At 70.7% G+C, this 17709-nt stretch carries 17 protein-coding genes; 8 read left to right on the plus strand and 9 right to left on the minus strand.

Translation table 11 applies throughout. The features are described 5' to 3' along the window. The first annotated feature begins 148 nt into the window (after window positions 1-148). Window positions 149-670 (plus strand): hypothetical protein, encoded by a 522-nt coding sequence (locus IG74_RS48305; protein ID WP_051856271.1) that lies wholly within the window; start codon window positions 149-151, stop codon window positions 668-670. 135 nt (window positions 671-805) lie between these two features. Here IG74_RS48305 and IG74_RS46630 read toward each other — a convergent pair whose 3' ends face one another. Further along, window positions 806-1231 carry a DUF4262 domain-containing protein gene (locus tag IG74_RS46630; protein WP_234334584.1) on the minus strand — a complete coding sequence of 142 codons (426 nt, stop codon included), beginning with the start codon at window positions 1229-1231 and terminating at the stop codon, window positions 806-808. Between the two features lie 690 nt (window positions 1232-1921). On the opposite strand from IG74_RS46630, the gene IG74_RS46635 reads away from it, so the two are divergent. Continuing rightward, a complete protein-coding gene (locus IG74_RS46635) occupies window positions 1922-2428 on the plus strand; it encodes a hypothetical protein (RefSeq protein ID WP_051856274.1) in 507 nt (168 codons plus the stop codon). Window positions 2429-2877: 449 nt separating this feature from the next. After that, the gene (locus IG74_RS0138255; RefSeq protein WP_030686940.1) at window positions 2878-3519 is read left to right on the plus strand and encodes a nucleotidyltransferase domain-containing protein; all 642 of its coding nucleotides are present in this window, start codon (window positions 2878-2880) and stop codon (window positions 3517-3519) included. An 88-nt stretch (window positions 3520-3607) separates the two neighbouring features. On the opposite strand, the gene IG74_RS52930 is transcribed toward IG74_RS0138255, so the two are convergent. Continuing rightward, complete coding sequence (locus IG74_RS52930) at window positions 3608-3751, minus strand: hypothetical protein (RefSeq protein ID WP_199818950.1); 144 nt, start codon at window positions 3749-3751, stop codon at window positions 3608-3610. A 686-nt stretch (window positions 3752-4437) separates the two neighbouring features. Between IG74_RS52930 and IG74_RS0138270 the strand changes: the two genes are divergently transcribed. Further along, on the plus strand, window positions 4438-5949 hold the full coding sequence (locus IG74_RS0138270; RefSeq protein WP_051856275.1) for an FAD-binding oxidoreductase: 1512 nt from the start codon (window positions 4438-4440) through the stop codon (window positions 5947-5949). A 97-nt stretch (window positions 5950-6046) separates the two neighbouring features. Here IG74_RS0138270 and IG74_RS0138275 read toward each other — a convergent pair whose 3' ends face one another. Continuing rightward, window positions 6047-6586 (minus strand): RICIN domain-containing protein, encoded by a 540-nt coding sequence (locus tag IG74_RS0138275; protein WP_030686944.1) that lies wholly within the window; start codon window positions 6584-6586, stop codon window positions 6047-6049. Between the two features lie 308 nt (window positions 6587-6894). On the opposite strand from IG74_RS0138275, the gene IG74_RS0138280 reads away from it, so the two are divergent. Continuing rightward, window positions 6895-7920, plus strand: coding sequence for an ArsR/SmtB family transcription factor (locus IG74_RS0138280; protein WP_030686946.1), 1026 nt, complete (start codon window positions 6895-6897; stop codon window positions 7918-7920). A 4-nt stretch (window positions 7921-7924) separates the two neighbouring features. Here the strand turns inward: IG74_RS0138280 and IG74_RS0138285 are convergent, their stop codons facing one another. Next, on the minus strand, window positions 7925-9514 hold the full coding sequence (locus tag IG74_RS0138285; RefSeq protein WP_051856277.1) for an alpha/beta fold hydrolase: 1590 nt from the start codon (window positions 9512-9514) through the stop codon (window positions 7925-7927). Window positions 9515-9972: 458 nt separating this feature from the next. On the opposite strand from IG74_RS0138285, the gene IG74_RS0138290 reads away from it, so the two are divergent. Together IG74_RS0138290 and IG74_RS0138295 are read left to right on the plus strand one after the other, a co-directional pair. Continuing rightward, window positions 9973-11184, plus strand: a complete 1212-nt coding sequence (locus IG74_RS0138290) for a hypothetical protein (protein WP_051856279.1) — start codon at window positions 9973-9975, stop codon at window positions 11182-11184. Window positions 11185-11485: 301 nt separating this feature from the next. Then, window positions 11486-11725, plus strand: coding sequence for a hypothetical protein (locus IG74_RS0138295; protein WP_234334585.1), 240 nt, complete (start codon window positions 11486-11488; stop codon window positions 11723-11725). Window positions 11726-13192: 1467 nt separating this feature from the next. Here IG74_RS0138295 and IG74_RS0138305 read toward each other — a convergent pair. The 5 genes from IG74_RS0138305 to IG74_RS0138330 all read right to left on the minus strand — a co-directional run bounded on the left by IG74_RS0138305 (window position 13193) and on the right by IG74_RS0138330 (window position 17103). Further along, window positions 13193-13945 (minus strand): DsbA family protein, encoded by a 753-nt coding sequence (locus IG74_RS0138305; RefSeq protein ID WP_030686951.1) that lies wholly within the window; start codon window positions 13943-13945, stop codon window positions 13193-13195. Between the two features lie 109 nt (window positions 13946-14054). Beyond that, window positions 14055-14315, minus strand: coding sequence for a hypothetical protein (locus IG74_RS52435; protein WP_158857948.1), 261 nt, complete (start codon window positions 14313-14315; stop codon window positions 14055-14057). Beyond that, a complete protein-coding gene (locus tag IG74_RS0138315; RefSeq protein WP_030686953.1) occupies window positions 14308-14547 on the minus strand; it encodes a helix-turn-helix domain-containing protein in 240 nt (79 codons plus the stop codon). The genes IG74_RS52435 and IG74_RS0138315 overlap by 8 nt, the downstream gene beginning before the upstream one ends. Beyond that, window positions 14547-15173, minus strand: a complete 627-nt coding sequence (locus IG74_RS0138320; RefSeq protein ID WP_030686956.1) for a DUF2975 domain-containing protein — start codon at window positions 15171-15173, stop codon at window positions 14547-14549. Before IG74_RS0138320 ends, IG74_RS0138315 begins: the two co-directional genes overlap by 1 nt. A gap of 793 nt (window positions 15174-15966) precedes the next feature. Next, window positions 15967-17103: a helix-turn-helix domain-containing protein gene (locus tag IG74_RS0138330; RefSeq protein ID WP_051856284.1), complete on the minus strand. Its 1137-nt coding sequence runs from the start codon at window positions 17101-17103 to the stop codon at window positions 15967-15969. A gap of 161 nt (window positions 17104-17264) precedes the next feature. Here IG74_RS0138330 and IG74_RS48310 point away from each other — a divergent pair. After that, window positions 17265-17709 (plus strand): hypothetical protein (locus IG74_RS48310; RefSeq protein ID WP_051856287.1); only part of this gene is annotated, 445 nt, incomplete at its 3' end.

The raw sequence follows: 17709 nt of genomic DNA on the forward strand, positions 1-17709 counted from the left end.
GGTGTCCCGCCCGGGCGTCGTCGACCGTCCCCCAACCGCCGGCCCCACCACCCCTCAGAGGTCCCGCCCCGTGATCGACTGACATCAGTGGGTAGCTATATGTTCTCTCTGACCCGCCTGAACAGGTGAAAGGGAAAGAGGGGGAACCATGCTCAGCGCATCGACGCGGCGTACCCGCATACCCGCCGCGGGCTGCACCTGGGCACTCTGCGCCGCCCTGTCCCTGACCCTTGTGACCGGCTGCACCAGCAATTCAGCCGGGTCGGACGCACCGGACCGGAAATCCCGCCCCGCGCCTGCCAACCGGGCACCGGACCACGACGACCCGCAGCTCGCCAAGCGTGTGCAGGAAGCTCTGCGCACGGAGACGATCGACGACAACGACCTCTCGTTCGTCGAGTCCGGTCTGGAAAGCGTCAGGGACGGAATCCACGCACAGCCAGACCTGACCCGGGGAACGGAGTACGAGGTGGTGGTCGCCTGCGCCGGGAAGGGGAAGGCCAGCCTCGCCATCGGCGGGAGAAAGCCGATGCGCCGCACCCTGGACTGTGATGGCGTCCCGGTCACCCAGCGCATCTCAGGATCGCGCGAAGAGATGGAGATCAACACGGTTGCGCGGTCCGGCGCCGTCGGCATGATCGGCTGGCGCATCAGCAAGGTCGCGAAGTAGCCCCGTACGACACCTCCTGTGCCGGGCAGGTCGAAAGACATGCGAGGGCGCAGGAGCGGAGTGAGTTCACGATGGCTGACGCAGCCCACCACCCAGGCCGACACGGTCAGCGCCTCCCGTTCCGACCGCCGGGGATCAGAGCTCGCTCGTCCAGATCTCGACGGGGTGCTGGTCCGGCCGCAGCCACAGTTGAGGCTGCGACTCCCGATGCCTCCCCATCGCCTGCCTGTCCCCGTGGAAACGGCCCGCCGCGTCGGGCCACGCGACTTGCAGCACAGGGAACGGGGGCCGCCGGTAGAACCCGATGGCCCGCCTGAAGAAGATCCGGTACCAGCGCGGGTCGACGTCCTTGAGCACGACTTGGCAGTCATCGGCCACGTCCTGATGCGCTTGGCCCGCGCCCAGCACGGCGCGGGAAGCGGCCTTGTCCCCGAGTGTGTTGAGCATGCGGTGCATGACCCCCACATCGAGTCCGAACATCGCCAGCTCAGGCGCACCGTGCGTGTGTGACAGGCCGATGGTGTACGCGAAACCCGGACCGATCTCGTCCTCGGGGACCATGACGACGTGTCAACCGTGCTGCCGCACATTCCCGGCGATCGTCAGCTCCACCCGGTCTGCCTCATCACGATCACCGTAGTCGTGGCACAGGACGCAACGACACTCGAAGGCAACGTCAGTCATACGCGGAGGATACGAGGGCAGCCCGCGGGCCAGGTGACCGGCATCTCCTCCCGCCCCGGTCCCTTGGTGGAGGGAGGGCGCAAGGTTCCGGCACGGCTCGCCGTTGGGCGGCAGGCCGCGGGGTCGCCGGTTCCGGTGCGGACGAAGGCGTCCAGGGCCTCGCCGAGTTCGCGGCCACCGCCGAAGGCCAGCGCACGAAAGTCCGCACGGGCGAACCGCGGAGATGTGGAGGCGAATGCCCGACGGGCGCTGGGTCCACCTGCGGCCGACGTTCGCATGTCGCTTCGCCCGGGAACGCCAGCGAGAATCTAGCCGATCTTCAGGTCCCTGCTCAGCGAGGGCGGTGGCGCGTTCGACGAGACGCAGGACCTGGCCGAGGGGGACGGTCCGGGTGCGCTGGCTCCATCGAGTCGACTCGGCCCGCAATGTCTTTGTCCACCCCGGGACCAGGGGGCCGCTGGAAGTGCGCTCCACACGCTCCTGATGGGCTCTTTGATCCGTCAGGGCGAGTATGTGGCGCGGGAACCTACGCGCGCAGCGTGACGTCTGGCATGGGACGACCCTGTTGTGGACGGAATCTGGGAGATCGACCTGAGGGCGGTCAGGAACATGTTTGTGATGCTGATGATCGGCGCCATGTTGGCCATACCTTTATGGGCCGTCGTGGTCGTGGTGAAGCTGATATCGGTCGCCCTGCCCGGGCGTAGACCGGACTGGGGCATGGACTTACTGCGGTGGAGCTCGGGCATGGTGGCGGCTGCGGCTGCCCTCGTGTACGCGATCGGGCTGGGGCTGGTCCAGTGGGACGTGCACGAGGCCGAGTCGGGCTCGGATTCTTCCCCCGCCGTTCCCTGCCGTTCCCTCCCGCCGGGCGCACGCGAGCAAGTCGCCGGGCATGAACCGTCCTACTTCCCCCTGGGCTTCGATTGCCTGCTGAGGAACGGCCGCGTCGTCGAGGCCGACGGCCCCTACACCACGCTCAACGTCACGGCCGGCACCTTCGCCCTGGCCGCGGTGCTGTTGCTGCTCGCCGTGAGGCTCACCAGCAAGTACCGAGCGCGGACGGACGCGTAGACGCCGTCCCGCGCGTTTCTGTACCTCCGCCAGCCACGCACCGAAGGCCGACAGGGATCGCGCAGTCTCTTGACCACCACGCACTCCGCTCCGGCCTACGCCCACGTCAGCCACTCACGCACTGGGATTCGCCTCGGTGGCCGACGGGCACAGTGTTCACGGCGCCGACAGCCACTGTGGAGCGAACACGGACTCCAGCGCCGCCGCGCGCCGCTGATCCGGCCGCCCAGAGCCGTCGGCACCGGACAGCCGCAGCAGATCGAATGCGGAAGCGTCCAGATGCGCGGAATCCAGGTCCCTCAGAAAGGGGAACTCGCGCGTTGGCCGGTGTCCCCCGACGGTATCGCGCGCGGGTTAGAGGCACGCACCGTCTACGGCTCCAGGTCCGCTGGCCTGCTTCATGGATCGTGGCCTGGGGTTCCTTTCGAGACCGCTGATAGATTCCTGCGGTGAACGAGCAACTGCCCAGCGGCGGCATCGAACTGTCACCCAGCGAGATCGAGGCCCTCGACGCCAGGTGGTCTTCATGCTGGACCCCGAGTGAGGTTGCGCAGCGGCTGGCCGGGATCGGCACGCCCTGGTACGTGGCCGCGGGCTGGGCGCTGGACCTGTTCCGCGGCAGGCAGACGCGCGCTCATGGAGACATCGAGATCGCGATTCCGGCCGCGAGCTTTCCCGAGGTCCGCCACCGTTTTCCGGGATACGCCTTGGACGCTGTCGGCAGTGGTCGGGTCTGGGAGGACGCCACACCGGAGGCATTGGCCGCAGTGCACCAGACATGGGTCCGCGATCCGGGCACCGGAAACTACCTGCTCGACGTATTCCGCGAACCGCACGACGGCGACACCTGGATCTGCCGCCGCGATGAGAAGATCCGGCTTCCCTACAGCGACATCATCCACCACACCCCGGACGGCATCCCGTATCTGGCGCCCGAACTGGTCCTGCTGTTCAAGGCCAAGCACGCCCGCAGTAAAGACCAATCAGACTTCGACGCGTCCCTCCCTCACATGTCCCCAGCTCAGCGCGAGACCCTGGCCGAGCTACTCGACCGCGTCCACCCGGAACATCCCTGGATTGCGGATCTTTAGCCGGTAGCTGTTGCGCTCGCGCCACTGTCGCTGGCTTCCCGAGGAAGCAAGGCTGCGCGCACACGGCCATGCGAAAGCGCCGCCCGGCTCAGTGGATCCGGGGCAGCGCCTTGTCGGGGTGCGCGGTGTGGACGTAGCGGACGGCGGTGCCGGGATGGATGCCGGACAGGTCCATCAGGTGTATCGGGTCGGCGGTTTGTCGAGCCTCGCCCAGTACGCGGTCGCTCCACATCTGGCGTGGGGTGATTCCGGTGTGGTCGAACGCGCGCCGCGGTGCGCAGTCACTGACGGGCGGCCTGACGGGGTGTCTCCTCAGTCCCCTCCGCCTCCACCCCCGCCTCCGCCGCCGCAACTGGAGCTTGGAACCACTCGAGCTGGGGCAGTTCGGCGCCGGCGGCCGGGCTGGGTACGACCCGCGCCCCCGTGACCCGGACTGGACCGGCGGCACTCCTGACGCCCAAGGCCATCCTGGGGGCCGCGGTGGGGCGAGTGGCGCGGTGTTGTTGCGCCCATTCAGTGCTCCTCGCGGCCCGATGGCAGGACTACACCGCCACCGCCAAGGACGACGCCCCCCTCACCGCGGAGGAACGCCTGGCCGTCACCGCGCCTTTCGGCCAGGCATGGACCGCCCTGGCCCCCGCCCGGAAACCCTCCGCCCTTCCCGAGGCGATGGCCGAGCAGTACGCGCGCGGACCTTTCTGGTCCGGCACCCCCAAGCTCGCCTGGGACTTGTCCGGGCAGCTCATCGGGGGCACCAGTGCGGGCCGGTGTCCCGCATTCCCTTGCGTGGCCGCGCGCCCGCGTGCTTACCCACCGTTGACCCGATGTTGATCCCCCGATGCCAGTTTCCTCCGTGGCGCCCCCGGCGTCGTCGTATTCGTACGGCACGAAAGTTCACGAGAGACAAGGAACCACCAGGTGCACGTGTCACAGCAGCAGCCCGGTCGCCGTACCGCGCTCAAGGCCGCGGGGGCCGGTGCCCTCGCCGTCGCCGTCGGTGCGGTGGCCGCCGACACGGCGTCCGCCCAGGACAGCACGACCGCGATACAGGGCGAGCGCGGGCTGGCCGCACAGTTGCGCCGCGCGCTGCCCGACGACCGGGTGCTGGTGCGCGGGGACGCGGCGTACGACGCGGAGCGTGCCGCGTACCACCGGGTCGTCGACCACCACCCGGCGGCGATCGTCGTGCCGTGCCACGCCGATGACATCGCCACCGCCGTGCGCATCGCCGCGCAGCATCGCGTGCCGATCGCCGTGCAGGCCACCGGTCACGGCATCTCCCGCTCGGCGCACGGCGGGCTGCTCATCAACACCCGCCAGCTGAAGCGCATCCGCGTCGACGCCGCCAAGCGCACCGCCGTGGTGAGCCCCGGCGTGGTCTTCTCCGAACTCATCGACGCGGCGGCCGCCCACGGTCTGGCGCCCGCCAGCGGTTCGGCGGTGGACGTCAGCGTCACCGGGTACACCAGCGGCGGCGGCCTCCCGGTGATCGGGCGTACGGTCGGCTTCGCGGCCGACCACGTCACCCGTGTCGACCTGGTCGACGCCAAGGGGCGGCGGCGCAGGCTCACCCCGCACCGCGACGCCGACCTGTTCTGGGCGGTGCGGGGAGGCAAGTCCAACTTCGGCGTGATCACCGAGATCGAGACGGCGCTCTTCCCCATCACGCGGCTGTACGGCGGGAACATGCTGTTCATCGGCGGTGTGCCCGAACTGCTCAGGGCGTACCAGAAGTTCACCCGCAACCTCACCGAGCGGATGACGACCTCGCTGGTGATCGTGAACGTTCCGGCCGACAGCCCGGCCTTCCCCGAGCCGCTGCGCGGCAAGACCCTGGCCAAGCTGCGCGTCGCGTTCACCGGTGACGCGGCCGAGGGCGAGAAGCTGCTGCGCCCGCTGCGCGCCCTCCGCCCCGCCCAGGACGGCGTGGCTGAGATGCCGTACACCGACATCGCGAAGATCTACGCCGATCCGGCGGGCCCGATCCGTACGCGCGAGCGCGCCGGTGCGCTGCGGGCGCTGGACGACGCGACGCTGCGGCGCCTGCTGCGGGCCGCGGGGCCCGATGCCGACCGGCCCCCGATGGTCGTCGAGATCCGGCACCTGGGCGGTGCGCTCGCGCGTGCCCCGAAGCACCCGAACGCGGTCGGGCCGCGCGATGCCGGGTTCAACCTGTTCGTCGCGGACGTGGCACCGGATCCGGGCAAGGACGCCGCCCTCGAAGCCGGGCAGCAGCGGGTCTTCGACATCCTCGGCCCCTCGCTGACCGGGCACGTGCAGCCGAACTTCCTCACCGACCGCGACAAGACCGCCACGCGGGTGCGCCGCGCCTACCGGCCGCGGGACTACGAACGCCTCACGACCCTCAAGCGCCGCTACGACCGGCACAACCTCTTCCGCGTCAACCACAACATCCCGCCCGCGGCCTGACCTGCCGAGCCGGTCAGCGTCGTGTCGAGCCCGCGGGTGCCGTTCCCGCACGCGGGTGCGGCCCCCGCCAGGGGCGGCCGCACCCGCGCGGGGCGGGTCAGTAGCGGGTCCACACCTGGGGCGCGGCCCCCGTGCAGACCGTCTGGCGCACCTCGCGGCGGCTGCCGGAGGGCGCCGCGCCGTCGTCGAGGCACAGGCCGCTCGCGACGTTCTTGATGGTGACCTTGTTGCCGCCCAGTTCGATGAACTCCCAGCGCTGCTGGGAGACGTTGTCACAGGGCCTCTGCACGACGCTGGTGCCGGGCGTCGCGCTGAAGGCCTGCATGCACTTGTTGGAGTGGGTGGCTCTCAGCAGGGACGTGGGGTTGTCCACCTCGAAGCTGAGCGAGAACCGCTGGTGGGACTTGCCGTTGCAGTTGAACTGCTGGAGCGGGGTGTTGTCCGCCGAGGAACCGGCCTGTACGTCGAGGCACTTGCCGGTGCCCGCGTTCTGGAACGAGTACTGGCCGGAGACCCCGGCGTGGGCCGGGCCCGCGAGGACGGCGGTGGCCGCGAGGGCGGCGCTCGCGGCGATCCCGGCGCGGACGGTGAAGGAACCGGTGAGCTTCGTACGCTTCATGCGCTTCGTACGCTTCATACGAGGTCATCTCCCTGGATCGGGTGCGGATGGTGGCAGGGGGCGCCCGGTGCCGCGCGGCGGACCAGGCGTTTCCCCTCGTTCGCGGGCAAGTCTCGCGGTGGCCCCGCGCGCCCCTCAAAGCCTTTCGAGGAACATCGAATCCAGACATTTCGCGGTCCCGTGCGGGGGTTCCGGTCACATGACCTTGGTCGTGCGCCGTCCGGCGTCCCGTCCGTCTAGCGTGATCACGCGGTTCGGCCGATCAAGCTCGGCGGGCCGCTGCTTCCGCATGCTCCACGACCCACCGAGTCCCTGGAGAAACGACGGTGTTACGCATCCACTTCACCGCCGATGACCTGATCCGCCTGCGGTTCGCCGAAGCCCCCGACCCGCTCGCCGAGACCATCCTGAGCCTGCCCCTTCTCCAGACCGAGCGGCCCGACCACCGGCCGTCGAGCGCGGGCCTGTCGGGCTGGCGCGAACGCACGCGCCGCGCGCTGCGCCCCGAGATGCGGCTCCTGCTCGACCTGGCCCCCGCGGGCCTGGGCGAGTACATCCCCGAGGCGTTCACCCACGCCGCCACCCCGACCCTCGCCGACAGCCTCGACCACACCTGGTCCCTGCCGACGGGCCAGTGGTCCGCGGACTGGCGCGCCACCCGGCTGCTGCGGCCCGGCGCGCCGCGGTGGATCCACGAACTGCACCACGGGGACCGGGCGTGGGCCGCGCTCGTACGGCGCCAACTGCGCTCCTACCACGCCCTGGCCGTCGCCCCCTACTGGGCGCAGCTCCTGGCGGTCGCGCAGGCCGAGCGGACCCAGCGGGCGATGACGACCGTCGACGCGGGCGTCGAGGGGCTGCTGCGCACCCTGCACCCCGAGATCTCCTGGGCCGCGGGGGTGCTGACCGTGCCCTGCGCCAAGGACACCGACCTCGAACTCCGCGGCCGCGGACTGCTGCTCGTACCGACGTTCTTCTGTTCCCGGCCGCTCGTACTCGTGGACAACGCCGAGCCCGAGCGGCCCTTCGTGCTGCGCTATCCGCTCGCGCACTCCCTGATCGACTGCGCCACCGTGGTGACGGCGGGCACGACGGCGGCCGGCGAGGGACTGACGGCCCTGCTCGGCACCACCCGCGCCCGTACGCTCGATGCCGCGCGGAGCCCCGCGGGCACCGCCGAACTGGCCCGGCGCACCGGCACCTCCGCGGCCACCGCCAGCCACCACGCCTCGGTCCTACGGGCCGCGGGCCTGCTCACCACGCGACGGGAGGGCCCGGGGGTGCGCCACGCCCTGACCCCCCTGGGGCGCGCGCTGCTGCACGGAGGCCCGCCGTCCGGATCGATCGAGTAGGGGATCAGCGGCGCGACGGGTCCGCCGACCTGGCCTGGGGCGCTCCTTGTGGAGCCGGGGCTTCTTTGACGCCGGGGCAGGTTCCGTCCGCCGTTCGTCCGGTGCGGAAGAAGGTGACGGCCTTCGCCGCGCAGGGAGTGCGGGGCAGGGAGGAGTGGGCATCGTCCAGGATGGTGAGCAGGGTTCCTCCGGTGGCGTCACGGGCCTGCTCGGCCCAGGCGTAGGGAGTGACGTACTCGTAGAGGTGACCGGACAACTGAAGGGCGCTGGCGCCGCGTCGGGGAGGGGAGGCCTGAGCGTCGAGGGGCCAGTCCGCGCACCAGAGGCTGAGCGCGGACCCGCCCGCCGCGGGGTCGGCCGCCCGGCGCGCCTCCCGGGCCGCCCACACCTCATCGAAGGTGCGGCTCCTGGGGTTCGTGTTGCAGAACATCGCGTTGTACTCGACCGGGTTGAAGGGGCTGCGCGGGTTGCTCAGTCCGAAGCGCGGCGGCTTGGGTCCCGGATCCGTGGGTTCCGGCGGCTCCGGCGGGTCGGGAAGCCTGGGGGGCGTCGTGCCCTTGAGGGCCGCGACGAGGTTCCTGGCCCCGGTGTCCCACTCATCTCGCTCCAGCACCAGCTGCTCGAGCACCCAGTCACCGTCCAAGCGCCTCTGGCCGATGACACGGGGCTTGCCCTCCAGCTCGCCGCGCAGGGCGCCGAGCCGTTTGCGTACGGTGGCCTTGTCGGCTCCCAGGTGGTAGTCGGCGTCACGCTGGGCCAGCCACCTGATGTAGGAATCGATGCCCTTCTTGCCGACGGCCTCGCTGTCGGCGTCCATCGTGGGCCAGTGACGCGTGGGAGGAACGATCGAGTCGAGCCACATGCGTTCCGTACGGGCATCGAACAGGGAACGGTAGGCCATGCCGACGGCGGTGGTGAACGAGGTGCCGTAGAAGTTCACCTTCTCCGCCCCCAAGGCGGTTCGGAGCCGGTCGATGTCCCGGGCGGCATTTTCCGGAGTGATCTGCCGCGCGAACTCCGGATCGGCCTGCGTACAGCGCTTGTTCAACTCGGCCTGCTGGTCGAACTCCGCCTTCGCGACCTCCCTCTGCGGCGCGTCCAACGCCGTGTGCCGAAGCGGCTTCACGTCGCATCTGATGTGCTCGCTGTATCCCGAGCCGCGCAGGTCGAGACCGATGAAGTCACGTTCGCCGTTGAGCGGGCCGAGCCCGTACCGCGCCGTCGACGTCACATCGGCGATGTTGGCGAATCCTGGCCCGCCCAGGATGGACACCAGAGGCGTCCGGCCCGCCTTCTCGGGGTCGGTGGCCTTGAGGCGACTGACCGCGATGGTGATCTTGCGACCGTCGGGGTCGTCGTAATCCATGGGCACGCGCAACTCGGCACACTCGGTGCGGGCATCGCCCGCGACCGGCCAGTCCTTGGCCACGGCCGAGCAGAGCTTCCAGTCGAGCGCTGCCTGGCCGGACGGTTCGGTGTCGCGCGCGCTGGCGACGCCGGAGCTCGCCTGAAGCCCGGCGAGCACGGCTGACAGCGCGAGAATGCGGCGGTACCCGTGCCGGCCGACAAGGCGGCCGGCACGGGTAACGGTCATGGGTGACACGAGGGGAAACCTCCGCAAGAGGAGAGGACGTGGTCCGCGGCGGTCGCGGGCCACTCCACCCTCAACAGACCGTGTGTCAGCCGTGCGGCTGTCCGACAGCGGTTGGACCTCAGGCGTGTGTCACCGATGTCAACGCATGCGTGGATGTGGGGTTGTGGGTGTGACGCGGTGGGCGCCTACCAGCCGCGGACCGTGGCGTCCCTCCCGTCGTCGACCTGGCTCGTGGTCTCGTGCGCCAATCCCTCCCGGCAGCCGCCCGACCCGGTGCGAGGGGAGAGTCCCGGCAACAGCAGCTGCTCTCCCCGTACGGCCGGTGCCCGAGCGCGCCGGGACACCGGCGGACAGACGCTGGCCCGGGTGTAGCACAGCTGGTTCCCGGCGTGCGGGGTCTGCTCGCTGGTATGACTGAAGAGCGGGGCAAAGCCGGGTAAGCAGGAGAGGGCTGGGGCATGTCGGAGTACCAGCACGTGCAGTTCGCGGTGGACGCGCCACTGAGCGACGCGCAGCTCGCACAGGTCCGCGCGCTGACCACGCGGGCCCGCCTGACTCGCCACAGCCTGGTCAACACCTACAGCTGGGGCAACTTCAAGGGCGACCCCCACCGTCTGATCGAGAGCCACTACGACGCCTACCTCTACTTCGCCAACTGGGGCACCCGCGAAGTCATCCTGCGCTGGCCCGCCAGCGCCTTGCCCCTGGCGAGCGTCGTGGGCTACTGCGCCGGGCCCTCAGCGGCATGCCGACAGGCCGGTCGCTACGTCGTCCTCACGCTGCGCTCCGACCGCGAGGACGGCGGTGAGGACGGCGGTGAGGACTTCCACGAGCTCTTCGGCGATGATGACGACCCGGAGGAGGGGAGTGAGCGGTGGCTGCCCTCCATCACCCGTGCCCGCCACTTGCTCGCCGAGGGCGACCGGCGTCCGCTCTACCTGGCCTGGCTGCTGAACCTGAACGAGGGCGAACTCGACAGCACCGACCTGGAGCCTGCGGTGCCACCGGGCCTGGCCGATCTGCCCGAGCCCCTGGCTGACCTGGCCGCGTTCCTGCGCATCGACCCCGACCTCATCGCGGCCGCGGCTACCCGCTCACCCAAGAGCCCTCCCCGTCCAACGCCCGCCGAGTACCGGACCTGGCTCGCCACCCTGGACGCGGCCGACAAGGACACCGCGCTGGCCCGCCTGCTCCACGACGGCGACCCGCAGGTCCTCGCCCAGCTCCGCCACCGCTTCCACGACACGAGGACCGCCCCGGCCAGCAGCCCGGGTCCGGCGCGCACAGTCGCCGCGCTGCGCGCCCAGGTCTCCGCCGACCGGGCCGCGCGCATCGCCGAAGCCGAACGCTGCCAGGCCGTGGAACGCCAGCGGGCGGCCCGCGCGGCCCAACAGGCGCAGCAGCAACGCCTGAAAGCCCTGCGGCACGACCCGGAGGCTGCCTGGACCCGCGTGGGTGACCTGCTCACGCAGCGGGGAACCCGGCACTACGCCGAGGTCGTCCGGCTGCTGTCCGACCTGGCGGCCCTCGCCGACCAGCAGAAGAACCTGGACACCTTCACCGCACGCTACGCCTGCTTCCTCGATCTGCATCGCACGAAGAAGGCCCTGCTGCGCGAGCTGCGAGCCGCTGGACCGCACCTCGCCGTCCTCACACCCGAGGCGCGCTGAACACGGCATCGCCGGAGTGCCGAGACGGGGCCGCCGAGACGGGGCCGCCGAGACGGGGCCGCCGAGACGGCAACGCCCTGCCTGCGCGGCTCGTTCACCCGCGTGCGGGGCTCGGGGCCGCCTGGATACGCCCCTGGGGACTGGCCGCTCTCGGGGCTGGGCCACCCCCTGCCGCCGCGCGACACACGTGAAAGATGACCACGGTAGGGCGGCGGTGCGGCGGCCGGGCACTGGGCCGCCGTGCACCGACGGAGCAGGCCACGACAAGGCGGTCGTCCGCTACGCTCAGGTGACACCAGCGGTGATCACCCCCACCGGCATGACCATGGGCGGGCTGGCCGCGCTGACCACCGCCGGACAGATGACCCACGCCTACGACGCCCCGCCGCAGGCGTGCGCGGTCTACGCTCGCGTGGAGCCGGGCCGGTCCACCGCCGTCCGCTGGGTCGGCGACGGCCGCGCCTACGCCGTCGACGGCATCCAGCTCATTCAGCGGAGCGAGCGGGCGCGACATCGGCGCACCGGCGCGGGTGTCGCATGAGGGGTGGTAGGCGCTCGGCCCAAGCCCTCGCATCCCCCTCTGTGCCGAGCGGCGCGGGCTGCGGCAGGGGATGTGCACGGCTCTACGATGCGCGCGTGCAGCGTGGCCAGCAGTGTCCGGCATAGAGGGCGGGCACCCGAGAGAGCGGCGGGGCCCGGCCGCGCGCACCGCAGACCACCAGGACCACGACGGTGTGCCGCCCAGTTCCGCCGCCGTCGAGGGGCGGGCACTCCACCTCTGCCCGGAGCGCGGTTCACAGAGCCCGCCACCGAACGCCGGGCGGGCCAGGGCGATCCCGGCGGGCTGGAGGCGCTCGAGAATCCGGCGGGTGTCGCCGCGCCGGTGGTGGCCGGTGACCTCGGCCAGGCACACGTAGCGCCGCCCGCAGCCCGCCCGCTCGCTTCCCACCGGCGGCGGCAGGACGCCGCACAGCTGGCCCAGCAGTTCCGCCAGCACCTGCTCGGCCTGATCGCCTGTCAGGGGCCAGGACAGCGAGAAGCCCCGGGACACGTCCCGGACGGCCAACCACAGCGAGTCCTCTGCCAGGCCGTTGCGCTGGGCCAGCACGGTACGCGTTCGGCCTCACTCACCGGCGAGGCGGAGGGACCAGAACGATCGCGGGTGCTCACGCCGCCCGGCGCCCGCCGGGAGGGCCTCGCCGGTGCCCGATGGCTCTGCCAGACTGTCTGGCGGACCCAGTCCGGGAACCACCGGGAGGCGGCAGGTGCGGCGTCGGGTGTGGCGGTGGAGCGTCGCGGTGTGGGGCGCCCTCGTGATCGCAGGAGGCCTCCTCACCCTCGGTCTCGAGAGCGGTGAGGACGGCGGGGCCGCGGATCCGGGCAGCAGTACGTCGGACAGGCCGGTCAGCACCAGCACCGACCTCCCGTGCCCGGCCCCGCCCGGGGAAGAAGAGGGAGCCACGCTACGCGCGTGCGCCGTGGCCGACGACTAGCTGCCGGGCCCAGGGCCGGTGCCAGTGAGGGCTTTGCCCACGCCGCACAGGACACCACGCGCGCGGCCCGGCGGCACCCAGGAGCATTCCGTCGAGCAGGCTCCGCCCGGGGCCCGGCCGCAGCCTGAAGCGATGGAGTGTGCGCAGACGCCGGCACATGGGCGCGGCGTACCCACCGCTCCACCGGTGACAGAACCCCGGCCTGATGCCCGAGGGCGACACCTCACCTCGCCCACCGCACCCGAGAAGGCCGCGCACGCCGCGCGCGAGCGGCCGCTGCTGTTGAGGACGGCGAGGACCTGCTCCAGCGCCAACCGAGGGCCCGCGGTGCGGAGCTGAGTGCGCTCGGGGTGGGTGCTGGCCGGTGGTGCTCACCTTGGGGGGCAGGCCGCGCGGGTGTAGCGGTCGCGGTGGCGGGCGGCGGTCAGGTGGGCCTCGGTGGCCTCCAGGCCGGGTACTTGGCGGCGCCTGTGCGGCCTGGGCTGTCCTGCGCGCCAGGCGGGGCCCACCCTGTGTCACCCGGTCTGGGGCTGGCTGTGGGCCGAGTTCAGCAGCTCGCGGAACGTCGTCTGCTCGAAGAGCAGGCCGTAGTGCTCACCGTCGCTGGTGATCCGGGTGTCGTTGATGTCGACCGTGGGGGTGCCGGGCCCGCGCGGGTCGTCCCCGCCGGCTGCCTCGTACGTCCTCGCCGACGCGGCGACGAAGTCCTGGTACTTCATCGTCTTCACGGCCGTGTCGAAGGTCTTGCTCCGCAGCCCCTTGACCTGGCCGGCCAGTTTCAGCAGGGAGGCGGTGGTGTAGCCGCCGGTGAGTTCGGTCTTGGTCATGTGCGCGAAGAGCACCGTGTGGTACTCGGTGAACTTGCCCGCATCCAGGGCCGCGCGCAGGGCGTTGACGGCCCGCTTCGAGCCGTCGCCTCCCACGCGGTCGTCGCGGAACGAGGCGAGGGTGTAGGCGGCCTTGGTCTCGCGGCGCAGCGTCGTCTCCCGCAGCGCCGGGGCGCCGGTGGCCTCGAACTCCTCGACGACCGGGCAGCGCGGGTCCTCGTACAGCCGGACCGTGGTCGCCGCGGCCGGATCGCCCACCACGATTGTCGTGCCGTCCGCGGCCAGCTTCTCCGGGAGCTCCTCGACACCCGCGTACCACTGCGGCCGGAAGGTGCCCGTGCTCGTGCCCTCCGTGGACTTAGCCTCCGATCCGCAACCCGCCACCGTGAGCACAGCCATGCCGACGGCCGTCGCGGCGGCCACCCCTCTTGCGTTCCTCACCTGCGAAGTTCCCCTCCCCATGACCGCGACTCTAGACGCTCCATGTCGCGAACCGCACAGCGATTTCCGGCGCGGGCAGCGGGATGGCCGGGGGCGCGGAGCGCGTCGCCTACAGGGAGCGGAGCACGGTGACGACCTTGCCGAGGATGCGACCGCCCTCGGGCAGACGCAGGGCGTCAGGCTGCAGGGCCGGAGCCATCCACCTGACCGCATGGGAGGAACGAACTGCGCCGAAGGCCTTGTCGCTGCCGAACTCCGGGCCCTGGCGGGGCTGCGAGACGGCTCCTGAGCGGTGCCGTATCCCGAGACCGGTAACGCTCTGCGAGATGGGCGCGCTCCGGGAGCACTCGTAGTCCGGACTGTCAGTCATGGCCCGGATGGTGGCTGAGGAGATCGCCCGGCTGGCAGTCCAGTACCTCGCAGATGCGGGTGAGGGTGGTGAAGCGGATGGCCTTGGCCCGGCCGTTCTTGAGGATGGAGAGATTTACGTTGGTCACGCCAACGCGGGCAGCCAGCTCGGTGAGAGTCATTCCTCGTTCTGCGAGGAGCTGGTCGAGACGCACCTCAATGGCGTGGCCTTCCGGCGTCGCCTCATCGGTCATCAGATGGTGGCCTCGATGTCCTCGCGCATCGCGACACCCGCGTGCACGATGCGGGCGAAGGTGAAGAGGCCCAGCGCGGTGAAGATGGAGAGGAAGGGGATCTCCCACATGTTGCCGACGAACTCGGCCTTGTCCTCCTCGACGAGCGTCGCGAGCAGGGCTGCCTTGGCGATGGCCTGCGTGACTTCGGCGACCAGGCTGCCGGCCAGCAGCCACCAACCGAGCACCCGGAGCCGGGATGCGGTCTGCGCGGTGTAGACCCCGTCCCGGGCCGCCCCCCTGAGCAGCCTGTTGAGCAGCAGAAGCCCGCCGATCATCAAGATGAATGACGGCAGGTTACGCAGGACCTCGAAGAGCTGCTGGCTGACTGAGGGGTCCGAGGTGCAGTACTGGGGGGTCGTGCCGACGGCAACCCCCTCACGCGCACCGAACATGGCGTCGGTACCGCTTGAGCTGCCGGATATCCCGTCCGCGGTGAGGCACACATCGCCTCCGATCCAGCCGACATGGATGCCGTCGACGAACAGGCTCAGGATGAAGCCCGCCACCACCACGCCGAGCACCACGCGAAGGATCACTGACACCGCACTGAAGAGAGGCTCCAGCAACTTGCGGTCATCGGCCATGGCCACCACCCCGTTATCGAAAAACGATGTTATCGAAAAACGATACATTCGGTCTTCGCCGGAGGCAACGCCGACCAGAGAGCCCGCCCAACCAACCGGCCTCGCCAGGCCGATGGAGCCCTACTCGCCACTCGGCGCGCTGCCACTGCGTACGGTCGGCTCCGGCCGTCCGGCTCCTGCAGCAGGGCCGCGGGTCGCGTCAGCGGCGCTCGCTCAAAGCTGCGGAGACGAGGAACAGGGCAGGGCTACGGGGGCCAGGCAGATCGACTGCGACTGCGCCCGGCTGTGGGTGGGCGTGGGTTTTCCGACCATCTTCACCGGTGTGACGAGGTGCGGTGCGTTTCAGCAGCGCGAGAACCTCGGCAACGGCCGCGACCCCTACCGAGGCCCAAGTCGATGCCGTCGTACGCGTATTCGCAGCGATCTGCCATGTGCACGGCTGGGTCGAGGTCGGCGGCACCTCCGTGCTCACGGAGATGGAGCGGAGACAGCTGTGACGTGGTCGGACTCGCGTGATGTCGCACTGGAGTTGGCTGAGTTGCGTCGGACGATGGAGGTGGGGTTCGCCGAGCAGCGTGGGCAACTCGCGCTCCCTGGTCCAGCGTGGGGAACAGACAGACAAGGCTCTGGATGAGCATGAGCGGCGGCTGGACGCGCTGGAGCGCGGTCGGTGGCCGCTCCCGACGATTGCAGTTCTCGCCGGGGTGTTGCGACGACCACTGGAATGAGAGTCGGGCAGGAGGGGGCTTTCGTTGTTTCGGCAGCAGGGATCGCTACGTCTTGTCTCTGGTGTTTAGCCCGCAGTAACCTCGCGCGCCGTGTCCGCGAGCCAGGACGGGCCATCCCGGTCGATGGAGCGCAGCGTGGACCGCAGGCGCCCCCGGATGCGGGACGACGCGACAGTCCGCAGAAGCGGCTTCAGGCGGAGCAACGGTGCTTCGGCGTCTCGCCATGCGCCGAGCCGCACGAGCGCGTCCAACTCAGCGACGGCGAAGTACAGAGCGCCCCGGCCCGTCGGATTGACCGACTTCTGCAGCACGACGGTCTGCCCGAAGTGGGGTAGCGCGCGAGCGGGATCCCCGAGGAGCAGCGCCACTTCGCCCTCGTGTCCGGTGACTTCCAAGCCGTCCACCCACCACGACCAGTGTGGATCCCGAGAGTGGAGCGAGTCTTCCAGACGGCTGCGGGCCCTCCCGATCGCCTGGAGGGCCCGAGTGCGGTCACTGGCGGCGGCGAGCGCCCGGCTCCGTCGCACTTCAGCCAGGAGCGCTACCCTCGGCGGCACGGTGCGGCTCATGATCTCTTCGCAGAGAGACAGGGCCTCGCCCACGCGCCCGCTCTGGACGGCTTCCATGGCCAGCAGGCTCATCGCGAACCACTGCATGGTCTGGTCCCCGGCCTCACGGGCAAGGTGCAGGGACTCCAGCCAGGCAGCGCGCGCTTCCTCCGGCCGGGCCGCGTCGAAGAGCAGCCATCCGGCGATCTCGGCGACCTCGGAGACCACGGCAAGATGAGCCTTACTGTCGCCAGTGATCACTGCTCGCTCGGCGTGCCACACCTGTACGGCTGCATCGGCCACATGGTCGCCACCGTGCGCGGAGTCGTGAGCGAGCAACCACCCGGCCCGCTGCTGAACTACAGCGTGCGGATGGTCATCTTGTGGCAGTTCCGGTACCTCGCCCCGAGCCTGCGAAGCGGCCCTTTCCAACTCCTCCAGCGGCACGGATAAGGCGGTGGCCAGCGACGGGAGCCAGGCGTCAGGCACACGCTTGCCCCGCTCCCACCGGGAGACATCGTTGCGGGTCACTGTGGCCGTGCCGCTCACCGTGCACAGCCGCGCGGCGAGCTGGGTCTGGGTCAGCCTTTCGCGCTTACGCAGCGCGGCCAGGTGCGCGCCGAACGCGCTCCGTGCCGCCATCACCTCGTCCATGCAGGGGCCTCCTCACCATCACGCTACCGGCGCAACTGGCCCCTAGCTGGCCCCTTGATGGCTCCTCCGCTCTTACCAGCGAAGGGACTTCGATGGCACAGAGGACCCCGGCGACCGTGCGACCGGCCCCGGGGCATGGCCGACTACACCGAGGAGTCGACATGAGCGAGAGTACGGCCCCCGTGCCAGCGTCGGGCGGCAGCGCTCAGACGCAGGGGGAGAACCGGTTGATCGCTGACTGGCTGGCCCAGGCTCATCCGCTGCCGGGCAAGGCCCGGCGGGAGTGGACGGACGCCTACGTCGCGATGATCCCGCTCGGGCGACGCTTCGACGCGGTACGCGTACCTGCTCGGCGAGTGCACGCCGCGGTCGCCAGCGAGGAGCCTGCCACGGTGGCCGCGGCCCTGCGGGACTGGCTGCGCGGACCGGTGATCCGGGACCTGCGGAGCCCCCTGGGCGCGTACTACTTCCTGGTGGCCCCGGGTGCGGAGTGGGAGGGCCCGGAGGCCCGCCTGAGCACCGGCACGTACCTCGGGGTCCCTCGTGTGGGGCACATCGCCTACCTCATGAGCTGGGTGGTGCCGCCGGAGCATCCCGGGAACCTGT

Origin of the sequence: Streptomyces sp. NRRL B-1347 (assembly GCF_000720325.1) — a bacterium.
Classification (GTDB): domain Bacteria; phylum Actinomycetota; class Actinomycetes; order Streptomycetales; family Streptomycetaceae; genus Streptomyces.

Coding starts and splice junctions, on each gene's coding strand:
- IG74_RS52930 (WP_199818950.1), bottom strand. CDS start 3,751: ATGTGGAGCGACCGCGTACTGGGCGAGGCTCGACAAACCGCCGACCCG.
- IG74_RS0138290 (WP_051856279.1), top strand. CDS start 9,973: ATGTCGGAGTACCAGCACGTGCAGTTCGCGGTGGACGCGCCACTGAGC.
- IG74_RS48305 (WP_051856271.1), top strand. CDS start 149: ATGCTCAGCGCATCGACGCGGCGTACCCGCATACCCGCCGCGGGCTGC.
- IG74_RS52435 (WP_158857948.1), bottom strand. CDS start 14,315: ATGACTGACAGTCCGGACTACGAGTGCTCCCGGAGCGCGCCCATCTCG.
- IG74_RS0138320 (WP_030686956.1), bottom strand. CDS start 15,173: ATGGCCGATGACCGCAAGTTGCTGGAGCCTCTCTTCAGTGCGGTGTCA.
- IG74_RS0138330 (WP_051856284.1), bottom strand. CDS start 17,103: ATGGACGAGGTGATGGCGGCACGGAGCGCGTTCGGCGCGCACCTGGCC.
- IG74_RS0138285 (WP_051856277.1), bottom strand. CDS start 9,514: ATGACCGTTACCCGTGCCGGCCGCCTTGTCGGCCGGCACGGGTACCGC.
- IG74_RS0138275 (WP_030686944.1), bottom strand. CDS start 6,586: ATGAAGCGTACGAAGCGCATGAAGCGTACGAAGCTCACCGGTTCCTTC.
- IG74_RS46630 (WP_234334584.1), bottom strand. CDS start 1,231: ATGGTCCCCGAGGACGAGATCGGTCCGGGTTTCGCGTACACCATCGGC.
- IG74_RS0138315 (WP_030686953.1), bottom strand. CDS start 14,547: ATGACCGATGAGGCGACGCCGGAAGGCCACGCCATTGAGGTGCGTCTC.